Below are 23,431 nucleotides of genomic sequence, written 5' to 3'. Positions count from 1 at the left end.
CTTTTTCAATATTCTAAAATCAAAATCCCAATCTATAAATCCTAGCATCAAATAAAACATTTATTTAGAATAAAATTTTACAATCTTTGCAACATCAAAATATCACTAGTGCTTAAAATTACTTTTTCAAACAAAATACTGGAATCCGGAACCGATGAAGCCGGTCGCGGCTGTCTTGCCGGACCTGTTACTGCAGCTGCAATTATTCTTCCCCCAGACTTTGAGAATGAAATTTTGAATGACAGCAAGCAACTGTCTGAAAAAACCAGAGAAAAACTACGCCCTCTAATAGAACAACAAGCCATTACATATGCGGTAACTCATCTGGAACCAATGGAAATTGACGATATCAACATATTAAATGCCTCTATTAAAGCCATGCAGGAATGTGTTTTAAAACTCGAACCGCAACCGGAATATATTATAATAGATGGAAACGCTCCTTTTATTAGAAAAAAAGGCATTAAAAACAATAGCGGAAAAATCTTCTCCCCAGCCGAAATAGAAATCCTCGCTTCTATCCCTAGTAGCAGTATCGTAAAAGGAGATTCTAAATTTATGAGTATCGCCGCAGCATCCGTCTTAGCAAAAACCTACCGAGACGAATATATGAATCGGATACATGAAGAATACCCGATGTACAATTGGAAAAAAAACAAAGGCTACCCAACCAAAGAACATCGGGAAGCGATTAGGAAATATGGCGTAACAAAATACCACCGAATGAGTTTTCGACTATTGCCCGAACAATTGAAATTGGATATATAGATTTTTGGATTCTTAGATTTTTCAAATTTATCGAATAAACGAACATTCGAATAATTCTGAGAAATGTTTTAAGATTTTTTCCTTTACTTCCTCTTCATCGACTTTTTCAACACCCAGTTCCACGTTTAAGGAAGTTACCGCTTTGCCGCGAATTCCACAGGGAATGATATTGTCAAAATAACCCAAATCGGCATTTACATTTAAAGCAAATCCGTGCATGGTAACCCAGCGTGAAGCGCGAACCCCCATAGCACAAATTTTTCTGGCAAATGGAGTTCCAGCACCAAGCCAAACTCCGGTTTCACCTTCGCTTCGTCCGCATTCTACACCATAATCCTGTAAAGTAAGAATAATAGATTCTTCGAGTAAACGCAAATATTTATGAATATCAGTAAAGAAATTTTCCAAGTCCAAGATAGGATACCCAACAATTTGCCCAGGTCCATGATAGGTTATATCACCGCCACGATTGATTTTATAAAAAGTAGCCCCTTTATCTTCCAGTTGTTTTTCAGATAAAAGCAAATTACTTAAATCCCCGCTTTTCCCTAAAGTATACACATGAGGATGTTCTACAAACAAAAAATAATTTGGAGTTTCTAAATTGGTTTCTTCTCTCCTATTTTTGATTTTTAAATCAATAATTTCTTTGAACAATTCCTCTTGATATTCCCAAGTGGTATTATAGTCTTTATTTCCTAAATCTTGAAGCTGAATTATTTTGTTCATTTTATTTCTTTGAGACGCAAAGTTACAAAGGTTTTTACTGACTTAAAGTGATATTACCAAAAATTGAGCCTAGATATCCTCCTCCAAAACCACCTCTAGATTTGTACTCTCTGGGTTTTGCAAACAATCCGATAATAAAAAGTATAATTTAACTGATTTACGGTCTTCACTAATTTTAGCACCCGCATTAGAAACTGACTTTATTTTTCGAGGAAAACGATAATCTAACGTATACGTTTGAACCAATTGAAACTTTGAAAATCGTTTTTTTAAACTCTCAATTTCATCAAAATTCTTTTTCAACAAAACAGCATCAATTATCTTCACTGTTCTTTTAAAGGTATTCCCATCAAAAGTGTAACTAACCCTATAATCATGTTCTTCGGCAGTTAGGGCATAATTGAATTTTATATCACTTGCATAATTATCTGTTTTATATAAATCAGGTACCTCTTCTACATTAGCAAAAGATTGCGAAATTACGGTTCTAAATTCCTTCTCAAAAGCACTTTGCTTACTATGAACCTTTACCTTACTATATTCACTTAGAAACTTTTGCTCAGGCTCGGTGTATCTAACAAAATTTTCATTATACTTTTTTATATAATCTTCAAATACATAAGTAGTATCCCTAAAGATTGTCTCTTTCGAATAATTCTCTCCTACCAACTGCATATAACTATGTTCTTCTCTATGCTTTACAACTTCAATGGTTCCGCTACCATCTTGATTGATAGCAATTGTCTCTCTAATCTCGCAGCTTACTGTAAGTGTAATTAAAAACAAAAGAAAACTCCCCTTTATAGTCTTAAATATCATTCTATTTAATTTTTACCAAATATAATTAAAATCTGACAATAATTACCGTTACTAATTTTACCACAACAATTGATTCACCATTAAAAAATTCTATTAACGAAACAAAAATAAATCATAAAGTCTTATTTTACAGTATTTTAACTAACTTTATAAGACTTTTCAAAACCAAGTTTTTTTTAATACGTGACATCAATATGGGAACTCATGAAAACCACCATTTTTCAAATCTTAACATTTCTCATTTGGGTAATTCCTATGAATGCTCAAGAAACCGTTTCACGAAGTTTTTTGACTGAACCCCGATTTAATTTTTTCAAAAAAACAATACTTATTTATAACGAATATTTAAACACTAACGATGGTTCATACAACACCACAAACCTTCGAATACTTTATCCACTTGGCAATAAAGCTTTGAATTTTAGATTTGATTTACCAATTATCACCACAAACAGTCCAGACTTCACTGGCCAAACCGGCCTAGGCGATATTGATCTCTCTATTGCTTACATACCACAAATGAATGAGAAAACCGGTATTGCATTTAGAGGTAAAATCAACATCCCAACTGCAACCGAAAACGCATTTGGCACTGGAAAATGGGTTTTTATCTCGACCGCTTTTTTAGGTCATTATTGGGACACACAAAAACAGTGGTTCTCCATCACCAGTCTGGAACAGCAGTTTAGCTTCGCTGGAAAAAAAACAAGAACCCCTGTAAATACAACTATTTTTGAGAATGATATTTATTATTCATTCCAAAAAAATTGGGTTGGAACCACTGCTATCATCCGCTATAATTTTGAACTACAAGGCTGGCAAAACTCAATCGCTGTAGAATATGGCCGAAAACTAACTCCCAGTTTTAACGTTTATATCCATCCAAGCGTTGCCATTGGGTCGAAAAAATACTATAATAATGGTGTCGAAATTGGCTTCTTCCTATTCTTTTAATTGCGTTCAAAAAAAATCACTAGAAAAATCCTATTCAATCCAAAAAAAAAATCACCAAAAATAGAACTCAAAAAAGACGACCAACACAATAATACTTCTCTTACTAAACTCAACCATTATAAAAACAAAAAACAATTTTTTATTTAAAAAAGAAGTGCGGAATTTTACGGTTTTAAAATAAAAAAAATACAATACCCTAAAATCTTTAACAAATTATCAAACCCACTAAATGAACCCAAACACTAAAAAATGGCTCATTCTCAACCTGCTATTTGCCCATTTTACGATCGTCACAAGCTGCGACAACGAATCCAAATTTTCAAGTTACAATGCTAATTACTTACCAAGTATTGATGCAACAAATTTACCGCTAGAAAACAGGCCAATGACTCTGTTTGAAGACAATGAAAATCCTTCAAAAATGTATGACAAAAAAGACCGTTGGTTTCGAGTAAATCAACCGTTACAAGTAATACAACAAGGAAAAGATTCAGTACAAGTATCTCTTTATTCTCCAGTTGAACTTAGCGATGTAAAAGTTTATGCCAAACTTCCTAATTATGACAAGCGATTTTTGATTTATCATTTTACAACAATCCCGGCTTTTCATCGTTCTTCCCACCAGATTCCATTGGTAGCGGGAAAAAATGATTATTTACTGGAAAATGGCAAGACTGTCACCATTGACAAAATTGAAGGCTTTTCTTCTGGTGCAATTGAATTTTCAGTAGAATCCAGCGATCCGTTATTTGCCAAATTCAAAAAAATAAAATCTTCAAGATTGGTACAATTTCACGATGGTTACCACATCAATGAATATGGTAAATTTTTACCAATGAATCCAGTTTTGGCTAAAGAAGCCATAACAATGATTCTTAATTACTCTTATGCTTTGAGTCATCCTATTTACTACGAGACTTTTACTAATTTTAACAAATATAAGCAAGAACAAGCTGCTCTAGCTGGAACTGCGATAAATGGTGCAAATGATTGGCATGGAAATGCAGATGATGTTAATGGAGTTTACGATTACATCAGTAAGGCAGAAATAGAAAAGATATACTGGAGCTACCTCGATAGCAGAACTCTTTATATAGCAAGGGTAGGAGGAGCTGCTGCATTAGGAGGTGGTCCTTTAGCTTCTCAATGGGAATCAGGATATGTAACCGGACATTGGATAGGTGAAATGTCAATTTGGTCCCATGAATATTCGCATCATACAGGCTTTGGACACAGCAGTAATCTAGCCAATAGCGGCGAAGGTGGCGGTCAGCAAGAAATGCTAACCCATTTTTACAAATATCTAATTTACCTAAACGATCTTCCATTTACCGATCCGGATATATTGAAAGGGTGGACTAAAACCGAGTACTTGACCGGAACTTACAAAAAACCTGTTTTCACTATCAGCCCTAAAAACACATTTTTATTAAAATATAAAGGAGCTGGAAAATGGAATTAAAACCTCAAATCAACATGAACAAAATAGCTTTCTTTCTATTATTACTTTTTTCCTTTACTAATTGCAGCAAAGATTCTTACGATGCAACTAAATCTAGCTATAGCTATTACTATCCTACTAATGAAGCTGAAATCACCGCAAGTCAAATTGGAGACGGAACAGGAAAACTGGACCCAAAGGGAATCGCTATTGCTAACGATAAATTATACATCTGCAATGGTGATGTACTCGAAGTTTTCAATGCTAAAACTTTAACATTCTTAAAAACAATTTCGACTTATTCCAAAGGAACAACGAGCGTTCCATTTACTAAACTTTCATCCATTTCTATTGACAACGGACGCATCTACCTAGGAAGTGTAGATTCTAGACTTTTTGTGATTGATGAAAACACAAATCTCGGTATCAGCATAGTCGGAAACGGACAATGGTGGAATACTTTTGTACACGTTTTTGGAGTTGCGGTAAAAGACGGACTCGTATTTGTCAAAGAAAAAAGCACCACCATTAAAGTTTTCGAAACATCACAAATTACCGAAACAAGCAATTGGAACATCGCTCCTATCGCTAAGTTAAACACCTTACAAGGTTTTGACGAAATCTATTCTATGGATATTGACACCGGAAACTTAGTGATTGCCGGAAGAAATACAAAAGGGTATCTGTATTATAAACTTACAGATATTCGTGCCAATGCCACAAATTCGCTCACGACTCCAATCAATCCAACAGTAGTTCCATTTGCTGACACAAAACCTCTAGCGGTTTCTTTTAGTACCGATTGGGCAGTCACATCAGAATATAAGGGAGGCTTAAATTACCTATGCCTATACCCGAAAGAAGAATTTATGACTAAAACCTATAATCCTAGAATAAATGCTTCTGATGTCCTGGGAGAAAATCCTTTTGGCACTATTGTGAGTACCGCACAACTGGACGATCGCCTATTCTTGGCTGATAATACCAATAAAAAAATACGAATTATCAAACTGAATCAATCCGCAATCGTTGAGCAAAGGTAAATTAAATACCACTAGATGTAAAGTCGTCCTATCAGTATTAAGAAAATGTTTTAGGTCATAAAACCAGTATTGGAATTACAAAATTTATATAAAAAACCAGGCTCATCTGGCTCTATTTTGCAATAAATTTATCGTCCAAAAACCTTTACTTTTAAACTTAAAATTTAAAAACAAAAACTTTATCTTTGCAGACTTAAAAACAGCATAAAATGGCATTATCCGAACAAGAAATCATCCGAAGAGAGAAACTTCAAAACTTACGCAACCTAGGAATCAATCCTTATCCTGCTAATCTTTTTCCTGTAAATCATACTTCCAAGCAAATAAAGGAGTCTTTTGAAGAAGGTAAAAAGGTGATCGTTGCCGGACGTTTGATGAGTGTAAGAGATCAGGGCAAAGCTTGTTTTGCTGAATTGCAAGATAGCGAAGGACGTATACAATTGTACGTTAATCGTGATGTTTTATGTGAAGGAGATGATAAAACGTTGTACAACCAAGTGTTTAAAAAATTAACTGATTTAGGTGATTTTATCGGCATTGAAGGTGAATTATTTACTACTAAAGTGGGTGCGCAATGTATTCGTGTTGACGGATTTACTTTTTTGAGCAAAACCTTACGTCCGCTACCATTACCTAAAGTGGATGAAGACGGAAACGTACACGATGCTTTTAACGATCCTGAATTGCGTTACAGAATGCGTTACGTAGATTTAACAGTGAATCAACATGTTAAAGAAAATTTCATCAAACGTACGAAGTTGTACACCGCTATGCGTGGCTATTTTAATGATGCCGGATATCTTGAAGTAGAGACCCCTGTTTTACAGTCTATTCCAGGTGGTGCAGCAGCACGTCCGTTTATCACACACCACAACTCCTTAGACATTCCGCTTTATATGCGTATTGCTAACGAATTGTACTTAAAAAGATTAATTGTTGGTGGTTTTGAAGGTGTTTATGAATTCTCGAAAAACTTTAGAAATGAAGGTATGGACAGAACGCATAATCCTGAATTTACCGCTATGGAAATATATGTAGCCTACAAAGACTACAACTGGATGATGGAATTTGCCGAAGGTTTATTAGAACATTGTGCTATTGCTGTAAACGGAACTAGCGAAGTGACTTTTGGTGAACATAAAATCAACTTTAAAGCACCTTATGCTCGCGTAACCATGACCGATTCTATCAAACATTTTACTGGTTTTGATATTTCCGGAAAAAGCGAAGTAGAATTGTTTGATGCTGCAAAATCAATGGGAATCGACGTTGATGAAACCATGGGTAAAGGAAAATTGATCGATGAGATTTTTGGAGCAAAATGCGAAGGAAATTACATTCAGCCTACTTTCATTACCGATTATCCAAAGGAGATGTCGCCTTTATGTAAAGAGCACCGCGACAATCCAGAGTTGACAGAGCGTTTTGAATTAATGGTTTGCGGAAAAGAAATCGCTAATGCTTATTCTGAATTGAACGACCCTATTGATCAACGTGAACGTTTTGAAGACCAAATGCGTTTGGCTGAAAAAGGGGATGACGAAGCAAATGGCGTAATTGATGAAGATTTCTTGAGAGCACTTGAATATGGTATGCCTCCAACATCCGGAATGGGAATTGGAATGGACCGTTTGATTATGTACCTAACCAATAATGCTTCTATTCAAGAAGTTTTATTCTTCCCGCAAATGCGTCCGGAGAAAAAACTAGTTCAAATTGAATTGACCGAAGAAGAAAAACTAATCATCGATTTATTGAAAGCCAGCAATAACCAAGTAGAATTGCCTATTTTGAAAGAGAAAGCAGCTTTAAGCGGAAAAAAATGGGATGTTTCGATGAAAAATTTAGCTAAACACGGATTAACAAAAGTAGTTGTTGCCGGTGATACCAAAATGGTAGAATTGGTGGATTAAGACTTTTTTATCTTTAAAATATATTTTATAAAAGGAACTTCGTTATGGAGTTCCTTTTTTATCTTAAGCAAACAACAAGTTAACAAAATAGTTAAAACGGCTTGAATTACTCAAGCCGTTTATTTATTTAAGCCAATTCCAATTCGGGAATCTTGACCTCAATTAATTCCTCCTTATAAAAATGCAACAAGTATTGCACCTTCGCATTATCTGCCAAAGAAGTACCGGTTGAAACGAATAAATTTTGATAATAGCTTATTCCTTCTAACAAATTATTTTTAAATGCGTTCCATTTTTTTATTTGCCCGGCATTTATCTCAGCAGAAACCGTTGCAATTTCATTTTTCAAATAATCAATATACATCGACAATTCCTTCACAAACATATTCGGGCGGTTTGTGGTAGTCAAAACGGATGCATTCCCATAAATATGTTGCACCATTTTAGAAAGAGACACTTCTTGGTCAAAATAAGCCATATTAGGTCCAGGACATATTACAACGCCTTGAGCCTGTCCCTTAATTTTTATGTCATTTTCTAAATAAGAAGCATTGGCTAAACCTACGCAAAGACAAGATTTATCAGTAATTTTATTTTTAGCGTTTTGGTAAATCGCAGCAGACATATTCTCTTTATTTGCTTCCAGTTCTTCCAGTTTGACATCCTGGTATTTCTTAGAAGCGGTACAAATTCCTTGTGCTCCAAATTCTTTGCTCAGGGCCAAAAACTTTTTAGGACAGGAACTTCCTGCCTTATTTTCCTGAATTCTCTTTTGCTTCAGCTTTTCATTGGTCGTTCCTCTCAAGGTATTAAAAGGAATTCCTAAAGGCGAAATAGGGCTCAGATACAAATCTTCTTCTTTGGCTTTGGCCAATAATTCACGAGTATGCGCATCCACAGAAGTTGCTTCGGGAACCAATAAAAACGGTGAACCCCAGCCCACAGAATCTACTTCGTAATGATTCAATAAAAAATCATGCTCTTCGGCAGTTCCTACGCCGCCCTGAACAGTAATTTTCAATTCCAAAGGCATTTCTGGAATGTGTTTTCCCTTTTGCGCTAAGGCTTTTACCATCAATTCATGAGCAGAAGCTATCAATTGCCCTTTTTTCTCTTTGAATTCCTCTAAAATTGGTCCTAACAAAAAGCCTTCGGTAGCAAAAGCATGTCCACCACAGTTCAAACCGGATTCAATGCGATATTCCGAAACCCAAAGCCCTTTTTTAGCCAAGAAATTCCCTTGAATCATAGCCGATCTAAAATCGCTTACTTTCAGAATAATTTTCTTATTCAGTTGGTTGTTTTCATCTGGAAAAAAGACATCAAAATTCTCGAAATAACTGTACAATCTTGGATTCATTCCTGCCGAAAGCACCACCGAAGAAGTCAAAGTACTATTGGCAAAACCACGAAGTGAAGCATGTGCGTCATTAAATTCAGTAGGCAATTGCTTGTCTTTAATGAAATTGTCCTTATCAACTTTGGTCATGATATTCACATCAATTTCACCCGGAGTCAAATTAGAATCCAAATAATTCATCACAGCTTCCTTGCCTTCTTCCATCAGGTTTTGCAAGCCTTGCTTAATTTCGGACTTGTTAGGTAACATCGCAATGTAATTCTCCAATGCTAATTTGCTTTCGGCTAATTCATTCTTGAAATTCTCAAATTTCTCTTTTACGATTTTATCTACCAAATTCAAATAAGAAGTCACGCGTTCTGCACGGTAATCGTGAATTTTTTGCGTAATTTCCTGATAAGGCAGATTAAATTTAGTGCTATAAAAAGCATTCATCTTTTCTATAAGATCGTCATCTATGATAGAAATCACAGAGGATATACCATACTTTGCCACTCGAATGGGACTGTCAATAGTGTATGCCAATCCCATTACAGGAATGTGAAAAGTATGCAATGGCTTAATTGTTGTCATCGTTAATTATTTTTTATTCGAATAGTTTACAAATTTCGATAAAGCAAACCGTTTAAAACCTGATATTTATCATGCCTTTTAATCACTTAAAAAAAAAAAGAAAAGCATGAAAATCAGGCAAAAATAGTTCTCGCCTAATCATTCATGCTTTTACCTCAATTCTCTTTGGAAAATTATTATCCGCTTTTTCCTAACGGTTATTCCTGTTTTTTACAACACATAATTAAGATTAATACTCCAGCGGTAATTGGCTTCCATATTTCCATTTGATAAATTTTGACTGATGGGAAGCATGGCATTAATACCAATCGAAAGTTTTTCTTTTCCCACTTCAAGGCCAAATTTACTAAAAAGAACATCTCCCGAAGTATTGGCTAATTTCTCACCATATTGTTTGTTAGACTCGAATACTTCTCCGGCAACGCCAATTTGCGGCACAATTTTTAAAGTATTATAATCCAACAGATAAAACAAGGTACTACCATAATTGAACTGATTCCCAAATTGATAATTCTTTTGATTCTTTGTCTTAAAATTGTAATTTAACATTGTATTCAAACCCAGATTTTCCTTTTTCACAACGTATTCACCAACCAAAAGATAATCCCAACTGCCGGTACCCAACTGAAAACTTTGATTAACAGTTCCTGCATTATTTGCTTCCTCAAACTTTCCTGTTGGCATTTTTATTCCGCCACCCAATTGTAAATCATGGACCAAAAGAGCCTCTTCCTTTTGAGTTTTATAAATCGAATAACTTGCAATAACGGATGCATCACCCAATCCTTTGATACTCTCCGTTCCAGCCGTTAGTGCTCGATCGTGAAAATGGTAAGGAATCAAAGCCGAAAGCTGAACTTTTTTACCAAGGGGTATTTTGGACCAAATCTGGAGTGTATTGAAATTCTCGTCTATCCAAGGTGAATTAGCAAAAATTCCGTCTCTGCTGGTATAACTTTGCTTGAAATAACGCAAGCCTACAAAATTGCTGTTGAGCATAGAACTATAGCCCATACTTCCGCCACTTGCTGAACAACCGCAGGCATCACAATCAAAATCGGTTAAAAGTTCCCTTTTTTGAAATGTAAAATTGGAAACACTATCCACTTCCCCATTTGCAATAGCAAACTGAAATGCAAAAAGAAATACTATTATTATTTTATTTTTCATTGTATTTAATATTCTGAAAATCGTTTATCGTTTAGATATTGATTATCGGTTAATGTTTTTAAAAAGGCTACTAATTGTTTTTTCTCTATCGTAGAAAGAGGAATTCCAAGCGCGCCGTTTTTATTTAAAATGGGATCCAGCGTAGCTGATTTTTGAACACCCAAACTATAATGATTTAAAACGGCTTCTAAGCTCCCAAAACGTCCATCATGCATATAAGGGGCGGTCTTTTCTACATTTCGCAAACTAGGCACTTTAAATTTATAATAATCCGTTTCCAATTCGGTTACACGAAATCGCCCAACATCATTCAGCGCTGGATTAATTGCCAAACCATTGTTTCGAAACGAATTATCAGTCATTAAATCAGTAGCATGACAGGAAGCACAATTTGCATTAAAAAGGGCATAACCGGCCAATTCATCCGAAGACAGCTCACCTCCGGTTTCATGGCGACGAAACTTATCAAACTTTGAATTTGACGAAGTGAGCATAACCATAAACTGTGAAAGGGCTTTAAGCATGTTTTCGGCATTAATTTGCCCGTCAGCAAATGCTTGCTTGTACAACTTCCTATAAACGGGATCAGCTTTCATCATAGCGATAATCGCTGTTAGATCAGCATCCATCTCCACCGGATTGGTCAGCGGAATAATAGGTTGCAAATCCAAATGGTTAGTGGCACCATCATACATGAATGTAGTTTGATAGGCTAAATTTTGAATCGAAGGCGTATTCCTAGTCCCAATTTTATCCGCTACACCATGACTAAAAACATGCCCATGGTGCGTGAAAGCATCTTCCTGAATATGACAAAATCCGCAGGAAACAAGTCCGTCCGAAGATAAGCGTCCATCGTAGAACAATTTTTTTCCGAGTTCAAATCCTTTAACTGTTGGCGGATTCAGATCGATATTATAAGCCAATTCCGGAAAATTTTCGGGTACTTTAAAATCTAAAGTTTGATCATTATATGCTGCATCATCATTATCAGAACAGCTAAAAAACAATGGCAATAGGAGCCAAAGAAAATAGTTCATTTTCATAGTTAATGTTTATGGGGTTATATCGACATACAAATCGCTGTCGGGAATAATTCACCTCAGTTCATCCAATCTCAAATGGATTTAATGTGATGTGAATTTTCTTTTTTGGATTCCATCATCAAGGAACGAAGAAGTGATCAATAGCCCCGATAGAGCCGATATCCCGTTCTGTCTTGTACAAAAAACAAGACAGAACGGATAAAGGGGAAAGCGGGACAAAAATGTATTGTATGATAAAAATTTCTGCTCCTTAAAACCTAACTAATCGTTATGAACGTGATCTACCGTAAACATATTGGAAATATTTTGAGTGATTAAAGGCAAAGTAGCTCCTCCCATAATCATGGCTCCCATTCCTCCCTTATTATTATCAGAAAGTTTGATTTTATTGGTTCCGTCAATTACTTTAGACAAATCAGTAATAACATGGATTATTGGACTTATTGAACTGCGGACGATGGCTTTTGAAGGTAAATCCAAAGTAACTTCGGTATAATTATAGTCCGTTCCCGTTTGTCCGGTGTGTATCATAAAAGAGGTTTCATCGCTCACCGTTGGAGCAGTAAACATTCCTTCGAAAGCGATAAATTTATACCCTGCAGACCAGCTCCACATCATTCCTGCAGCTTGTGCCTCCAAGAGAAAATTGCCCTGTCCGGTAGCTCCAAGTTCCCATTGCGCTTTATCAACTCCGATTCCAAATTTTATTTTGGTATAATTTCCGGCTGGCACATTTTCTAATTTTGCGATTAAACTTGTAGGATTTGATTCGTCAATTATGAAATAGCTTTTATTTTTTGGATACGTAAAAACGGTTCCTTCGGCAGTGGTCAAAACGATATTACTGATGATGTACTTAATTTTTTCGATTTTCAAAACTTCATCATTAGAAGTGATATTAGGTTGCGTGCTTAAAATCAAATCATTCCCCGCAAAGGAATTATCAAATTCTACACCTAAATTTCCAGTTCCTGACATTGTAGTTTCATCATTAGTACAAGCTGTAAACACAGCGCTTAACGCAATAATAGCTATTGCTCTATTTAGTAAATTTTTCATTTTATGCTATAATTTTATTCTCAATTTTAAATTAATAGTGCGCAAAGAAGTTCTTCAAATGAAAATATTCAAATGAAAAGCACACACGAAAGTCGTTCAACTAAAAATTTAAGAAATAAAATTGGGCGGGTGAAATATAGCATTTCCATTCAAATAAGAATATAGATTTGAATAGCTACTATTTAATTGGTCTTTTTCGATAAAACCCACTGATAAAAAAGACAAGGAATTGATTTCATAGAAAAACAATACTTCTTGCATAGGAGTAACTGTTTTTTTATTTGAAGGTAAAGAATCAGTTGTATCTGAGGCTTTGGCCAATTCTTTCATCAAGTGGCATTTTCCATTACACTCTAACTTGGGTTTTTCCTTGTTTATACAGAGTACTTTTGAAATATAGTCATAATTGACCACATATTCCAGAACCGGAAATACCGGTTTTAAAAGAATAAATAAAGCCAATATGAACACCCCTTTTTTCACGATGCAAATATAAAGCTCCTTTTCATAATAAAATGTGATATAAATCAGTTTTCACATTTTTATGTTAAGGATTAAACTCTTTTAAAAAAAAGCAGTCTTACTAACTATAAACTATAAAACAACATACCATGAAAAAATTAATTATCGCCGCATTACTGGTTGTAGGAATGACCACATTTGCACAAGACAAAAAAGAACGCCCTAAAAGAGCCCAAATGGAGAAAATGACTCCGGAGCAACGTCAAGAAAAACAACTGCAGAGAATGACGACTGAATTAGGTCTAAACGCCAAACAACAGGAACAAATGAAGCAACTTCTTGCGGAACAAGCCACCAAAAGAGAAGCTATGATGGAAAAAAGAGAGGCTAGCAGAGAAGAGATGAAAAAACAACGTGAAGCTTCTCGAGACAAAATGGAAAAGCAAAGAGAAACTATGGAGAATAAAATGAAAGCTATTTTGACTCCTGAACAATTGGCGAAATGGAAAAGCAACCAAGAAAAGATGAAAGAAAGAGCCGGAAATCGAATGAAAGAAAGGATGCATGACAAAATGCAAGACGATATGGAAAATTAAAAAAAAGCTTCGGAAAACATCCGAAGCTTTTCTTTTTAAGTAAAACAAATCTATAACGTTTTTGCTACTTTATCTATTGCTTGTATTGTAAAGTCTAAATCATCGTAAGAAAGTGCATCAGTGATAAACCAAGTTTCATAAGCCGATGGCGCGATATAAACGCCCTCATCTAACAATCCGTGAAAGAATTTCTTAAAGCTTTCGTTATCTCCTTTAGCCGCAGATTGAAAATCAACCACAGGATTGGCATCAAAATGCACTGAAATCATAGATCCAATTCTATTGATGGTAAAAACAATATTATTTGCTTTTAAAACCCTTTCGATACCTTCATGCAAATAAGCTGTTTTCTCTTCAAGTCTTTTAAAAATAGCGCGATCCTTATCCAAAGCTTGCAACATCGCTAATCCAGCCGCCATAGCCAATGGATTTCCTGATAAGGTTCCAGCCTGATAAACCGGCCCAAGCGGAGCTAAATAATTCATGATTTCCTCACGCGCTGCAAAAGCACCTACAGGCAAACCACCGCCAATTACTTTTCCGAAACAAACAATATCTGCATTGATGTTAAATAATTCTTGGACTCCACCTCTTGCCAAACGGAAACCGGTCATCACCTCATCAAAGATTAATAGAATCCCATTCTCGGTACAAAGTTGGCGCAAGCCTTCAAGGAAACCCTTATTTGGAGGAATACAACCCATATTTCCTGCTACAGGCTCTACTATAATGGCAGCAATCTCATTTGTGTTGGCTTCGATTAATGTTCTAACATTTTCTAAATCATTGTACCTTGCCAATAAAGTATCTTTGGCTGTACCTTCAGTTACTCCCGGGCTATTAGGCGATCCAAAAGTAATAGCACCACTACCTGCCTGAATCAAAAACGAATCTGAATGGCCGTGATAACAACCGGCAAATTTTATTATTTTATCTCTTTTTGTAAATCCTCGTGCTAGACGAACGGCGCTCATACAAGCCTCGGTACCGGAATTTACGAATCTTATTTTGTCGATATTAGGAACCATCGAAACTGCCAAAGCGGCAATTTGAGTTTCTAATTCTGTTGGCATACCAAATGAAGTTCCCAGTTTCGCTTTTTCAATCACGGCTTCAACAACCGGCTCATAGGCATGACCTAAAATCATTGGCCCCCATGAATTGATGTAATCTATTAAACGATTTCCGTCTTCATCATACAAATAAGCTCCTTTGGCACTTTTCACAAAAATGGGTGTTCCACCTACTGCTTTGAATGCTCTCACCGGTGAATTTACTCCTCCCGGAATTACTTTTTCTGCTTCAGCAAAAAGCTGACTGCTTCTTTTATATATCATCTTTAAATTATGATTTTGGATTTAAAATATCCGATATGTAATTGTCTTCAGGTTTTTAATTTACCCTCAACTTCTGCCCAATAGAAAGGGTATTATCACTAAGATTATTATTCTGTTTTAACTGATCAACCATTAGGTTAAACTTTTTCGATATAGAATACAAAGTATCTCCTTTTTGAACTTCATAAAAAGAACCACTTCTATTATCTACACTGGCAATTTTAATCGTTTGTCTTTCTGAAGGGACATATTTTCTTCCCAAGGCTTGATTATCATATTGCTCTAAATTGTATCTTTCAATATAGGAAATTAATTTTTCAGGATATTTTGGATCAGTAGCATAACCCGCTTTTCTTAATCCAATGGCCCATGCCTTATAATCTTCTTTAGGCAAAGAAAACAAACTTGCATAGCGGCTTCTTCCAGTTAAAAACAAGGCATGATCATCAAAAGATTCAGCCGGATTACTGTATTTTCTAAAACATTCTTGACTGGCATCATCATCATGCTTTACACTATCACCCTCCCAACCCGTATGACATTTAATCCCAAAATGATTATTGGCATTCATGGCCAAGGTTCCTCTTCCTGCTCCTGATTCTAATATTCCTTGAGCCAAAATGATACTTGCAGGAATACCATATTTTTTCATGTTGCCCATTGCAATATCTTTGTATTCAAAAATATAATCCCCAATCACATCATTGGTAACACTTGTTCTTGAGCTAGACTCAATCACTTCGGCTACCCCTCTATTTGGGGTGCGCGAGTCTGTTCCCTTAGCTGTAGGTTTGACTTTATTTTTAGTGGAATGAGATACGGTTTTTTTAACTTTTCCGGGAACCAGCTTTGTGGTCACAATAGCCGGCTTTGTGGTATTACAACTTACGATAGTCAGAATTACAAGTAGGAGCAGTATTTTTTTAAACATAAATATCTATTGTTGGTAATTGTTTGTTTTTTAGTTTCAAATTCATGCCTTGGATTCCTTGAATTCCACCGGTATGAATTAACAAAATCTTTGAATGAGGGCTAAAATAGTCTTTTTGTATTAAATCCATAACGCCAAAAACCATCTTTCCAGTATAAATAGGATCTAAAGGAATCTGATGATCAGCATAAAACTGGTTAATAAAGGCAATTAAATCTTGATTCACCTTCCCATAACCACCAAAATGATATTGCGTTATTAGCTCCCAATTTTCATTTTGGGCAAAAATACGAATTTCATCTTTTAAAAAATCCCCTTTTAAGGCAGGAAATCCCAAAACTTTTTGATGTGGCAACGCACCGTTGATAATTCCCGATATGGTTCCGCCGGTTCCCACAGCACAGCACACATAGTCAAATTGCGCATCTTCATCGGTCAAAATTTCCTGACAACCTTTTACCGCCAACTCATTTGTTCCACCTTCTGGAATAAGATAAAAACTTCCAAATTTCCGTTTTAAATCGTCTAAAAAAGAGTCGTCATTCTTTGACCGATAGGTTTCTCTTGAGACAAATTCGAATTGCATTCCGCAACTTTCAGCAAATTTTAAGGTTGGATTTTCTGAAATTTTATCTCGCAGTTCATCTCCCCGAATAATTCCAATAGTCTTAAATCCTTGTTCTTTTCCTGCAAAAGCAACTGCGGCAATATGATTAGAATAAGCCCCACCAAAGGTAAGCAGCGTTTTCTGCTTGTCTTCTTTGGCTTGCAGCAAATTGTATTTTAGCTTTCGAAACTTATTTCCAGAAACAAAAGGATGAATTAAATCCTCGCGTTTAATATGCACGGAAATCGAATTTGGAAATTCTATAACTAACTTTTGGTTCAAACTGGATGATTTTGCAGCAAAGGTAAAATTTATATATAAAAAAAGGCAATCTACATCCACTGCATTTTTTTTATAAGCTTCCGGTTTAAGGTATTTGCCTTCTCCTTTTACCTTAAAAATTTGACAAATCTAAAAAAAGACCGTTTCTTCAAATAACCTAATTCAGATTCATGAGCATAAGCCTCGCGCTCAAAACTGATATTTCGATACGCTAAATGGCTATTCCTAAACTGAAGCAATCGAATCAAATACTCCAAAAAATACCAAATAAAAAAAGGAAGTACTAACAGTTCTATCTGTTGGCGCAAATGAATTTTTTCGTGATTTATAAGAACACCACTCTCTTTATCAATACAGCATTTCAAAAAAACAAAAGGAAACACCGTTAATCCGCGATATCCTTTTGGAACCAAATATTTAGATACAATAAAAATCATTGAATAGGATTTTGAAAAAATTAAAACAAAACAATCATGAAATTCTATAAAATTAGGAATTTAAAATACAGCCCTTTTTAAGAAATTATTTTTTTTTTTAAAATCAAAATAACTTGTCCAAACAAACTTCAAAAAGCTTAGGATTTAAATATTCGGTAGCATTAACAATCATTCACTATAAAATCTATAAATTTGTACATCTGGAATTGCGTATTTTAACATAAAATCCAATTATTAAAGTTGTTTTTAATTTACGAGCATTCCAAAAAACAATAGAATACTTCAAAAAAAGATGACTCAAAATAATGAAAATAAAATAATAGAAGGAGAAGATTTCTATTACACCCCAGAAGGATACAAATGCTTTACGGAAAAATTCCATCTCAAAAGAGGCTATTGTTGCAAAAGCGGATGTCGTCATTGTCCTTATGGCTATGATAAAAAAACAGGAACAAATAAAAAATAGTCAAATAAAAACTAACTGCCTTTAATTAAAAACAAAATGGATATTCGTTTGCAAAAATACAGGATAAGGATTCACAAGTCCTACCACCGATCGGATATTCGTTATCCCTAGTTGTTTCGTTACAAATGACAATCCGCGAAAACCGACAAGGTTTCAAAGTGGCTTTTTAATAAATTAACGAATCTATCTAAAATGACTTTTCAAGAACAAATTCAACAGGGAATCCCTGCTATATTACCTCAACCAAAACCGTACGAGGCTAACATCAATCACGCACCTAAACGTAAAGAAATACTATCGGCAGAAGAAAAAAAACTGGCACTTCGCAATGCGCTTCGCTATTTTGAGCCGAAACATCATGCCGAATTAATTCCTGAATTTCGAGAAGAACTGGAAACTTACGGTCGCATTTACATGTACCGTTTGCGCCCGGATTATGAAATGCGTGCGAGACCTATTCAAGAATATCCAGGAAAGAGCGAACAGGCAAAAGCCATTATGCTAATGATCCAGAACAATCTGGATTATGCCGTAGCCCAACATCCACATGAGTTAATTACATACGGAGGCAATGGAGCCGTTTTCCAAAACTGGGCACAATACCTCCTAACCATGCAATACTTATCGGAAATGACCGATGAGCAAACACTGACCATTTATTCTGGCCACCCAATGGGCTTATTCCCTTCGCATAAAGAAGCACCAAGAGTAGTGGTGACCAACGGAATGGTAATTCCTAATTACTCTAAACCGGATGATTGGGAAAAAATGAACGCTTTGGGCGTTTCTCAATACGGACAAATGACCGCCGGAAGCTATATGTACATTGGTCCGCAAGGAATTGTACACGGTACAACTATTACCGTTTTAAATGGTTTTAGAAAAATAAAACGCAGTCCATCAGGGGGACTATTCGTAACCTCAGGATTAGGCGGTATGAGTGGGGCACAACCCAAAGCCGGAAACATTGCCGGCTGTATCACCGTTTGCGCCGAAGTTAATGCTAAAATCACCAACATCCGCCACAGTCAAGGTTGGATCAATGAAGTTATAGAAGACATTGACGAACTAGTAAAAAGAGTCGCTTTGGCCAAAGCCAACCAAGAAATCGTATCTATTGCCTATTTGGGAAATGTGGTTGATGTTTGGGAAAAATTTGACAAAGAAAACATACATATCGATTTAGGTTCTGACCAAACCTCACTTCACAATCCATGGGCTGGAGGCTACTATCCTACTGGTTTTAGTTTCGAAGAATCGAATGAAATGATGGCCAACAATCCGGAACAATTTAAAGTCGAGGTCCAAAAAACATTACGCCGTCATGCCGATGCTATTAACAAACATACTGCCAAGGGAACTTATTTCTTTGACTATGGAAATGCCTTTTTACTGGAAGCATCCCGCGCCGGAGCAAATGTAATGGCCGAAAATCCTACTCTAGGAAGAGAATTCAAATACCCAAGTTATGTACAAGATATCATGGGACCTATGTGCTTCGATTATGGGTTTGGCCCATTCCGTTGGGTTTGCGCCTCTAACAAAACAGAAGATTTGGCAAAAACAGACGCTATTGCATGTGCGGTTCTTGAGGAAATGATGAAAAACTCACCTGAAGAAATCCAGCAACAAATGGCTGATAACATTCAGTGGATAAAAGGAGCTCAAGAAAATAAATTAGTCGTAGGTTCTCAAGCACGTATTTTATATGCCGATGCAGAAGGTCGTGTAAAAATTGCCGAAGCTTTCAATCAGGCTATTGCCAAAGGAGAAATTGGAACAGTCGTTTTAGGTCGCGATCATCACGATGTTTCCGGAACTGATTCTCCATACAGAGAGACATCCAATATTTATGATGGATCCCGTTTTACAGCCGATATGGCCATACAAAACGTAATAGGAGACAGCTTCCGTGGTGCCACCTGGGTATCAATCCATAACGGAGGAGGAGTTGGCTGGGGCGAGGTTATTAACGGTGGTTTTGGTATGGTTCTTGATGGTTCAACAGAAGCCTCTAAACGTTTGCAATCCATGCTCTTTTGGGATGTTAATAATGGGATTTCCAGAAGAAGTTGGGCAAGAAATGAAGGAGCTGTCTTTGCCATAAAAAGGGCAATGGCAACACAACCTCTATTGAAGGTCACTCTTCCTAATACAGTGGCAGACGAGCTATTGGATTTTTAAAAATTTGAGCGTATCTTTAGTAAACACATAGTAACCAAATATTTAAGACATGAAAGCAATTAAATTCCTTCCAGTATTCTTACTTTTCGTTATTGCATCATGCAGTTCCGTCAGAGTATATTCAGATTATGATACCAATGTTGATTTCAATCAATACAAAACCTATGCTTTCCATAAAAGAGGTATTGACAGAGCTAATATTTCAGAATTAGACAAGAAAAGAATTCTTCATGCAATTGACAACGAATTAAGCAAAAAAGGAATGACCAAAAGCGAAAATCCAGATTTACTCATCAATATTCTTACTAAAGAAAGAGAGCGTTTAGATGTAAATCAATACAATGCCGGCTGGGGATATGGCTGGGGATGGGGATGGAATCCTTACCTTTGGGGAGGACGCACTTATGTAAGCTCTTCTACAGAAGGAACCCTTTATATTGATTTAATTGATGCCAAGAAAAAAGAATTAGTTTGGGAAGGTGAAGGCAATGGTTATTTAACTGAAAATCGCGCCAAAAAAGAAAGCCAAATTAATGAATTTGTCTCAAAAATTTTAGCGCAGTTCCCTCCTTCAAATTCAAAAAAATAATATTTTTTAATTTGATTTTATCAAATAATCGATACATTTGCCCAACAAACAAAAAACAATGAAAAATTTAAGTAACATTATTATCGCTATTATCATTATTATTATTCAACAATAATAGCGGAGTGTTATATAAATTAGTAAAACAAATATATTTATCAAACCTCCCACATCGGGAGGTTTTTTTTTTAGTCCAATGAAAAATTTATCTATAATCGCAATTATCATTATTATCATTATTCGTTTCAGTTGACGAGTCAGAATAATAGTGCCCCTATTTGCCTTTCTCACCAAAATGAGAAAGGCTTTTTTTTTATCTAAAAATCAAAAAAAGCAAACACTTTCAAAAAAACAAATAAACAATGAAACAGGAATATACCATAAGCATCTATACCGAAAATGAGCTCAACCTTATCAATAAAATTGACCTTATTCTTTCCAGAAGAAAAATTAGAACAGAAAGCTTAAACATTTCACTTAACGAAATAGAAAAAAAATATAGATTTGCCATTGTGTTAAACGAGACTGATACGGTGGTAAAAAATCTGATTCTTCAAATAGAAAAAACAGTGGGTGTTTTAGAAGTTTATTCCAATACCGCTGAGGAGATAATCGAACAGGAAACAGCATTATGCAAAGTCCCAATAGCCAGTAGCTTCAAAGAAGCAAAAGCGGAACAACTATTAAAGGAATACGGAGCTAAGCCTGTCCTGATTCAAGAAGATTACGCCATATTTGAAGCCCAGGGAAAGGGACAGGAAATCAATAATCTTCTTCAGGAACTACGGAAATATGATTTGATTGAATTTGTCAAAACTTGTAGAATTGCACTTCCAAAATCGAATGAAAAACCAATAGGTATTTTGGACATAGAGAAAACCTCAACACAAAAACACAGCAACAACCCATTTTCAAATCATAGCAACATGGTTTTTGAAACAAAATAAATAGATTATGAAAATATTAAAAGAAGCGTTAGCGGCAATGAGTCAGTTGAACGGAGTGATTTCTTCGACACCGTTAAACCAAAACCTAAATCTTTCAGAAGAATTCGAATCGAATATATTACTAAAAAGAGAGGATCTACAAATTGTACGTTCCTATAAAATAAGGGGTGCTTACAACAAAATCAGTACCTTAACATCACACGAAAAAAACCAAGGGGTTGTATGTGCCAGTGCCGGAAATCACGCACAAGGGGTTGCCTATTCCTGCAATTTACTAAAAATAAAGGGCAAGATTTATATGCCTAAAACCACCCCAAAACAAAAAGTAAAACAGGTACAATTATTCGGAAAATCCTTTGTTGAAATTGTACTTACAGGAGATACTTTTGACGATGCTTATGCAAAGGCAGCTCAAGATGCGACAGAAAACAAGCTAACATTTGTTCACCCCTTTGATGACTTAAAAGTTATTGCAGGACAGGGCACCGTAGGCTTAGAAATTTTAGAATCCTTCAAAGAGCCCATAGACTATGTCTTTGTCCCTATTGGCGGTGGCGGATTGGCAGCAGGACTTTCGGAGGTATTCAAGGAATTGAGTCCCAATACTAAAATCATAGGTGTAGAACCTGAGGGCGCCCCTTCGATGAAAACTGCTATTGCCGCAGGTGTAAACACACCATTAGAAAGCATCGATAAATTTGTGGATGGCGCAGCGGTAAAACAGGTAGGCAACATGACTTTTGAAATATGCCAAAAAAACCTTGACGCTATTATTCTGGTTCCCGAAGGAAAAGTATGTACTACTATTTTGCGCTTGTATAACGAAGAAGCTATGGTCGTAGAACCAGCGGGAGCCTTAACTATTGCGGCTTTGGATTTTTATAAAGACGAAATAAAAGGAAAAAACGTGGTTTGTATCGTCAGCGGAAGCAACAACGACATCGAGAGAACTGCCGAAATAAAAGAACGTTCTTTATTGTATGAAGGGCTCATGCATTATTTCATGATCCAATTTCCGCAACGTCCAGGTGCCTTAAAGGAATTTGTAAATGACATCCTTGGTCCGGATGACGACATTACTTATTTTCAGTTCACCAAGAAAAACAGTCGAGAGGTAGGTCCAGCCGTTGTAGGACTGGAATTAAAAAACAAGAATGACATTATGGCTATCAAAAACAAAATGACACATAAAGGATTTGAATTTAAATACCTCAACGAAAAACAAGATCTTTTCACTCAATTAATTGGATAAAACAATTTCCCTTTCCTAATTTATGGCCTACCTTTGCGTAGGCTTTTTTTATACCCAATTATGACAACCCTTACAGACATAAAAACCTTAGAAGATATCAAATTACTGGTAAACACCTTCTATTCTAAAGTTCAGAAAGACGAATTCATTGGCCCTATATTCAACGAAAAAATTGGAAACCAATGGCCAGAACATCTGGAAAAGATGTACCGTTTTTGGCAAACTATCCTTTTGGAAGTCCACAGCTATTCCGGAAGTCCTTTTCCTCCGCACAAACAATTGCCGGTTGCCAAAGAACATTTTGAGCGTTGGATGGAAATTTTCAGCGAAACAATAGACGGATTATTTGTTGGCCCAATTGCTGATGAAGCAAAATTACGCGCCAAAAACATGGCTGAAATGTTCAATTATAAGATTGATTATTTTAGAAATGCAGCAAAAAACAATTCACAAAACTAATTATACATTC

The 23,431-nt window shown here is 35.8% G+C and carries 23 protein-coding genes; 12 read left to right on the top strand and 11 right to left on the bottom strand.

The window, feature by feature from the left end:
• Positions 1-108 precede the first annotated feature (108 nt).
• Positions 109-768 carry a ribonuclease HII gene (rnhB, locus tag LNP19_RS07335; protein ID WP_230064121.1) on the top strand — a complete coding sequence of 220 codons (660 nt, stop codon included), beginning with the start codon at positions 109-111 and terminating at the stop codon, positions 766-768.
• A 27-nt stretch (positions 769-795) separates the two neighbouring features.
• Here the strand turns inward: rnhB and lipB are convergent, their stop codons facing one another.
• Positions 796-1,497 carry a lipoyl(octanoyl) transferase LipB gene (lipB, locus tag LNP19_RS07330; RefSeq protein WP_230064120.1) on the bottom strand — a complete coding sequence of 234 codons (702 nt, stop codon included), beginning with the start codon at positions 1,495-1,497 and terminating at the stop codon, positions 796-798.
• A gap of 69 nt (positions 1,498-1,566) precedes the next feature.
• Positions 1,567-2,316, bottom strand: coding sequence for a hypothetical protein (locus tag LNP19_RS07325; protein ID WP_230064119.1), 750 nt, complete (start codon positions 2,314-2,316; stop codon positions 1,567-1,569).
• Between the two features lie 204 nt (positions 2,317-2,520).
• Here LNP19_RS07325 and LNP19_RS07320 point away from each other — a divergent pair, with 204 nt between their 5' ends.
• The 4 genes from LNP19_RS07320 to lysS all read left to right on the top strand — a co-directional run bounded on the left by LNP19_RS07320 (position 2,521) and on the right by lysS (position 7,667).
• Positions 2,521-3,270, top strand: coding sequence for a lipid A phosphoethanolamine transferase (locus tag LNP19_RS07320; RefSeq protein WP_230064118.1), 750 nt, complete (start codon positions 2,521-2,523; stop codon positions 3,268-3,270).
• A gap of 229 nt (positions 3,271-3,499) precedes the next feature.
• On the top strand, positions 3,500-4,732 hold the full coding sequence (locus LNP19_RS07315; RefSeq protein WP_230064117.1) for a hypothetical protein: 1,233 nt from the start codon (positions 3,500-3,502) through the stop codon (positions 4,730-4,732).
• Between the two features lie 14 nt (positions 4,733-4,746).
• Positions 4,747-5,754, top strand: a complete 1,008-nt coding sequence (locus tag LNP19_RS07310) for an NHL repeat-containing protein (RefSeq protein ID WP_230064116.1) — start codon at positions 4,747-4,749, stop codon at positions 5,752-5,754.
• 209 nt (positions 5,755-5,963) lie between these two features.
• A complete protein-coding gene (gene lysS / locus LNP19_RS07305) occupies positions 5,964-7,667 on the top strand; it encodes a lysine--tRNA ligase (RefSeq protein ID WP_230064115.1) in 1,704 nt (567 codons plus the stop codon).
• Positions 7,668-7,794: 127 nt separating this feature from the next.
• Here lysS and LNP19_RS07300 read toward each other — a convergent pair whose 3' ends face one another.
• From LNP19_RS07300 to LNP19_RS07280, 5 genes are all read right to left on the bottom strand, one after another.
• Positions 7,795-9,600 carry a hypothetical protein gene (locus LNP19_RS07300; protein ID WP_230064114.1) on the bottom strand — a complete coding sequence of 602 codons (1,806 nt, stop codon included), beginning with the start codon at positions 9,598-9,600 and terminating at the stop codon, positions 7,795-7,797.
• Positions 9,601-9,810: 210 nt separating this feature from the next.
• Positions 9,811-10,770, bottom strand: a complete 960-nt coding sequence (locus LNP19_RS07295; protein ID WP_230064113.1) for a transporter family protein — start codon at positions 10,768-10,770, stop codon at positions 9,811-9,813.
• A 5-nt stretch (positions 10,771-10,775) separates the two neighbouring features.
• Positions 10,776-11,816 (bottom strand): cytochrome-c peroxidase, encoded by a 1,041-nt coding sequence (locus LNP19_RS07290; protein WP_230064112.1) that lies wholly within the window; start codon positions 11,814-11,816, stop codon positions 10,776-10,778.
• 261 nt (positions 11,817-12,077) lie between these two features.
• A complete protein-coding gene (locus LNP19_RS07285) occupies positions 12,078-12,875 on the bottom strand; it encodes an MbnP family protein (RefSeq protein WP_230064111.1) in 798 nt (265 codons plus the stop codon).
• Positions 12,876-12,983: 108 nt separating this feature from the next.
• On the bottom strand, positions 12,984-13,337 hold the full coding sequence (locus LNP19_RS07280) for a hypothetical protein (RefSeq protein ID WP_230064110.1): 354 nt from the start codon (positions 13,335-13,337) through the stop codon (positions 12,984-12,986).
• 149 nt (positions 13,338-13,486) lie between these two features.
• On the opposite strand from LNP19_RS07280, the gene LNP19_RS07275 reads away from it, so the two are divergent.
• A complete protein-coding gene (locus LNP19_RS07275; RefSeq protein WP_230064109.1) occupies positions 13,487-13,933 on the top strand; it encodes a DUF4890 domain-containing protein in 447 nt (148 codons plus the stop codon).
• A gap of 50 nt (positions 13,934-13,983) precedes the next feature.
• On the opposite strand, the gene hemL is transcribed toward LNP19_RS07275, so the two are convergent.
• The 4 genes from hemL to LNP19_RS07255 all read right to left on the bottom strand — a co-directional run bounded on the left by hemL (position 13,984) and on the right by LNP19_RS07255 (position 17,527).
• Entirely contained in the window at positions 13,984-15,270 is a 1,287-nt protein-coding gene (gene hemL / locus LNP19_RS07270) for a glutamate-1-semialdehyde 2,1-aminomutase (protein ID WP_230064108.1), read from the bottom strand.
• A 55-nt stretch (positions 15,271-15,325) separates the two neighbouring features.
• Positions 15,326-16,201 (bottom strand): glucosaminidase domain-containing protein, encoded by an 876-nt coding sequence (locus LNP19_RS07265; RefSeq protein ID WP_230064107.1) that lies wholly within the window; start codon positions 16,199-16,201, stop codon positions 15,326-15,328.
• Complete coding sequence (locus LNP19_RS07260; protein WP_230064106.1) at positions 16,194-17,090, bottom strand: 1-aminocyclopropane-1-carboxylate deaminase/D-cysteine desulfhydrase; 897 nt, start codon at positions 17,088-17,090, stop codon at positions 16,194-16,196. The genes LNP19_RS07265 and LNP19_RS07260 overlap by 8 nt, the downstream gene beginning before the upstream one ends.
• 107 nt (positions 17,091-17,197) lie before the next feature.
• Positions 17,198-17,527: a hypothetical protein gene (locus LNP19_RS07255; protein ID WP_230064105.1), complete on the bottom strand. Its 330-nt coding sequence runs from the start codon at positions 17,525-17,527 to the stop codon at positions 17,198-17,200.
• Between the two features lie 292 nt (positions 17,528-17,819).
• Between LNP19_RS07255 and LNP19_RS07250 the strand changes: the two genes are divergently transcribed.
• The 6 genes from LNP19_RS07250 to LNP19_RS07225 all read left to right on the top strand — a co-directional run bounded on the left by LNP19_RS07250 (position 17,820) and on the right by LNP19_RS07225 (position 23,421).
• Positions 17,820-17,993, top strand: a complete 174-nt coding sequence (locus LNP19_RS07250; RefSeq protein WP_230064104.1) for a C1orf53 family protein — start codon at positions 17,820-17,822, stop codon at positions 17,991-17,993.
• A gap of 192 nt (positions 17,994-18,185) precedes the next feature.
• Positions 18,186-20,177: a urocanate hydratase gene (hutU, locus tag LNP19_RS07245; RefSeq protein ID WP_230064103.1), complete on the top strand. Its 1,992-nt coding sequence runs from the start codon at positions 18,186-18,188 to the stop codon at positions 20,175-20,177.
• Positions 20,178-20,226: 49 nt separating this feature from the next.
• Positions 20,227-20,766 (top strand): DUF4136 domain-containing protein, encoded by a 540-nt coding sequence (locus LNP19_RS07240; RefSeq protein ID WP_230064102.1) that lies wholly within the window; start codon positions 20,227-20,229, stop codon positions 20,764-20,766.
• Positions 20,767-21,125: 359 nt separating this feature from the next.
• Positions 21,126-21,710, top strand: coding sequence for an acetolactate synthase small subunit (ilvN, locus tag LNP19_RS07235; RefSeq protein WP_230064101.1), 585 nt, complete (start codon positions 21,126-21,128; stop codon positions 21,708-21,710).
• Positions 21,711-21,717: 7 nt separating this feature from the next.
• Positions 21,718-22,962 carry a threonine ammonia-lyase IlvA gene (ilvA, locus tag LNP19_RS07230; RefSeq protein ID WP_230064100.1) on the top strand — a complete coding sequence of 415 codons (1,245 nt, stop codon included), beginning with the start codon at positions 21,718-21,720 and terminating at the stop codon, positions 22,960-22,962.
• Between the two features lie 60 nt (positions 22,963-23,022).
• On the top strand, positions 23,023-23,421 hold the full coding sequence (locus LNP19_RS07225) for a group III truncated hemoglobin (RefSeq protein WP_230064099.1): 399 nt from the start codon (positions 23,023-23,025) through the stop codon (positions 23,419-23,421).
• Positions 23,422-23,431: the final 10 nt, after the last annotated feature.

Origin of the sequence: Flavobacterium acetivorans (assembly GCF_020911885.1) — a bacterium.
GTDB lineage: Bacteria > Bacteroidota > Bacteroidia > Flavobacteriales > Flavobacteriaceae > Flavobacterium > Flavobacterium acetivorans.
This window is presented reverse-complemented; position numbering and strand designations above follow the sequence as displayed.

Coding starts and splice junctions, on each gene's coding strand:
- LNP19_RS07275 (WP_230064109.1), top strand. CDS start 13,487: ATGAAAAAATTAATTATCGCCGCATTACTGGTTGTAGGAATGACCACA.
- LNP19_RS07250 (WP_230064104.1), top strand. CDS start 17,820: ATGACTCAAAATAATGAAAATAAAATAATAGAAGGAGAAGATTTCTAT.
- LNP19_RS07315 (WP_230064117.1), top strand. CDS start 3,500: ATGAACCCAAACACTAAAAAATGGCTCATTCTCAACCTGCTATTTGCC.
- LNP19_RS07325 (WP_230064119.1), bottom strand. CDS start 2,316: ATGATATTTAAGACTATAAAGGGGAGTTTTCTTTTGTTTTTAATTACA.
- LNP19_RS07255 (WP_230064105.1), bottom strand. CDS start 17,527: ATGATTTTTATTGTATCTAAATATTTGGTTCCAAAAGGATATCGCGGA.
- LNP19_RS07290 (WP_230064112.1), bottom strand. CDS start 11,816: ATGAAAATGAACTATTTTCTTTGGCTCCTATTGCCATTGTTTTTTAGC.
- lysS (WP_230064115.1), top strand. CDS start 5,964: ATGGCATTATCCGAACAAGAAATCATCCGAAGAGAGAAACTTCAAAAC.
- LNP19_RS07285 (WP_230064111.1), bottom strand. CDS start 12,875: ATGAAAAATTTACTAAATAGAGCAATAGCTATTATTGCGTTAAGCGCT.
- LNP19_RS07310 (WP_230064116.1), top strand. CDS start 4,747: ATGAACAAAATAGCTTTCTTTCTATTATTACTTTTTTCCTTTACTAAT.
- LNP19_RS07240 (WP_230064102.1), top strand. CDS start 20,227: ATGAAAGCAATTAAATTCCTTCCAGTATTCTTACTTTTCGTTATTGCA.
- hemL (WP_230064108.1), bottom strand. CDS start 15,270: ATGATATATAAAAGAAGCAGTCAGCTTTTTGCTGAAGCAGAAAAAGTA.
- hutU (WP_230064103.1), top strand. CDS start 18,186: ATGACTTTTCAAGAACAAATTCAACAGGGAATCCCTGCTATATTACCT.
- LNP19_RS07300 (WP_230064114.1), bottom strand. CDS start 9,600: ATGACAACAATTAAGCCATTGCATACTTTTCACATTCCTGTAATGGGA.
- LNP19_RS07295 (WP_230064113.1), bottom strand. CDS start 10,770: ATGAAAAATAAAATAATAATAGTATTTCTTTTTGCATTTCAGTTTGCT.
- ilvA (WP_230064100.1), top strand. CDS start 21,718: ATGAAAATATTAAAAGAAGCGTTAGCGGCAATGAGTCAGTTGAACGGA.
- ilvN (WP_230064101.1), top strand. CDS start 21,126: ATGAAACAGGAATATACCATAAGCATCTATACCGAAAATGAGCTCAAC.
- lipB (WP_230064120.1), bottom strand. CDS start 1,497: ATGAACAAAATAATTCAGCTTCAAGATTTAGGAAATAAAGACTATAAT.
- LNP19_RS07225 (WP_230064099.1), top strand. CDS start 23,023: ATGACAACCCTTACAGACATAAAAACCTTAGAAGATATCAAATTACTG.
- LNP19_RS07265 (WP_230064107.1), bottom strand. CDS start 16,201: ATGTTTAAAAAAATACTGCTCCTACTTGTAATTCTGACTATCGTAAGT.
- LNP19_RS07320 (WP_230064118.1), top strand. CDS start 2,521: ATGAAAACCACCATTTTTCAAATCTTAACATTTCTCATTTGGGTAATT.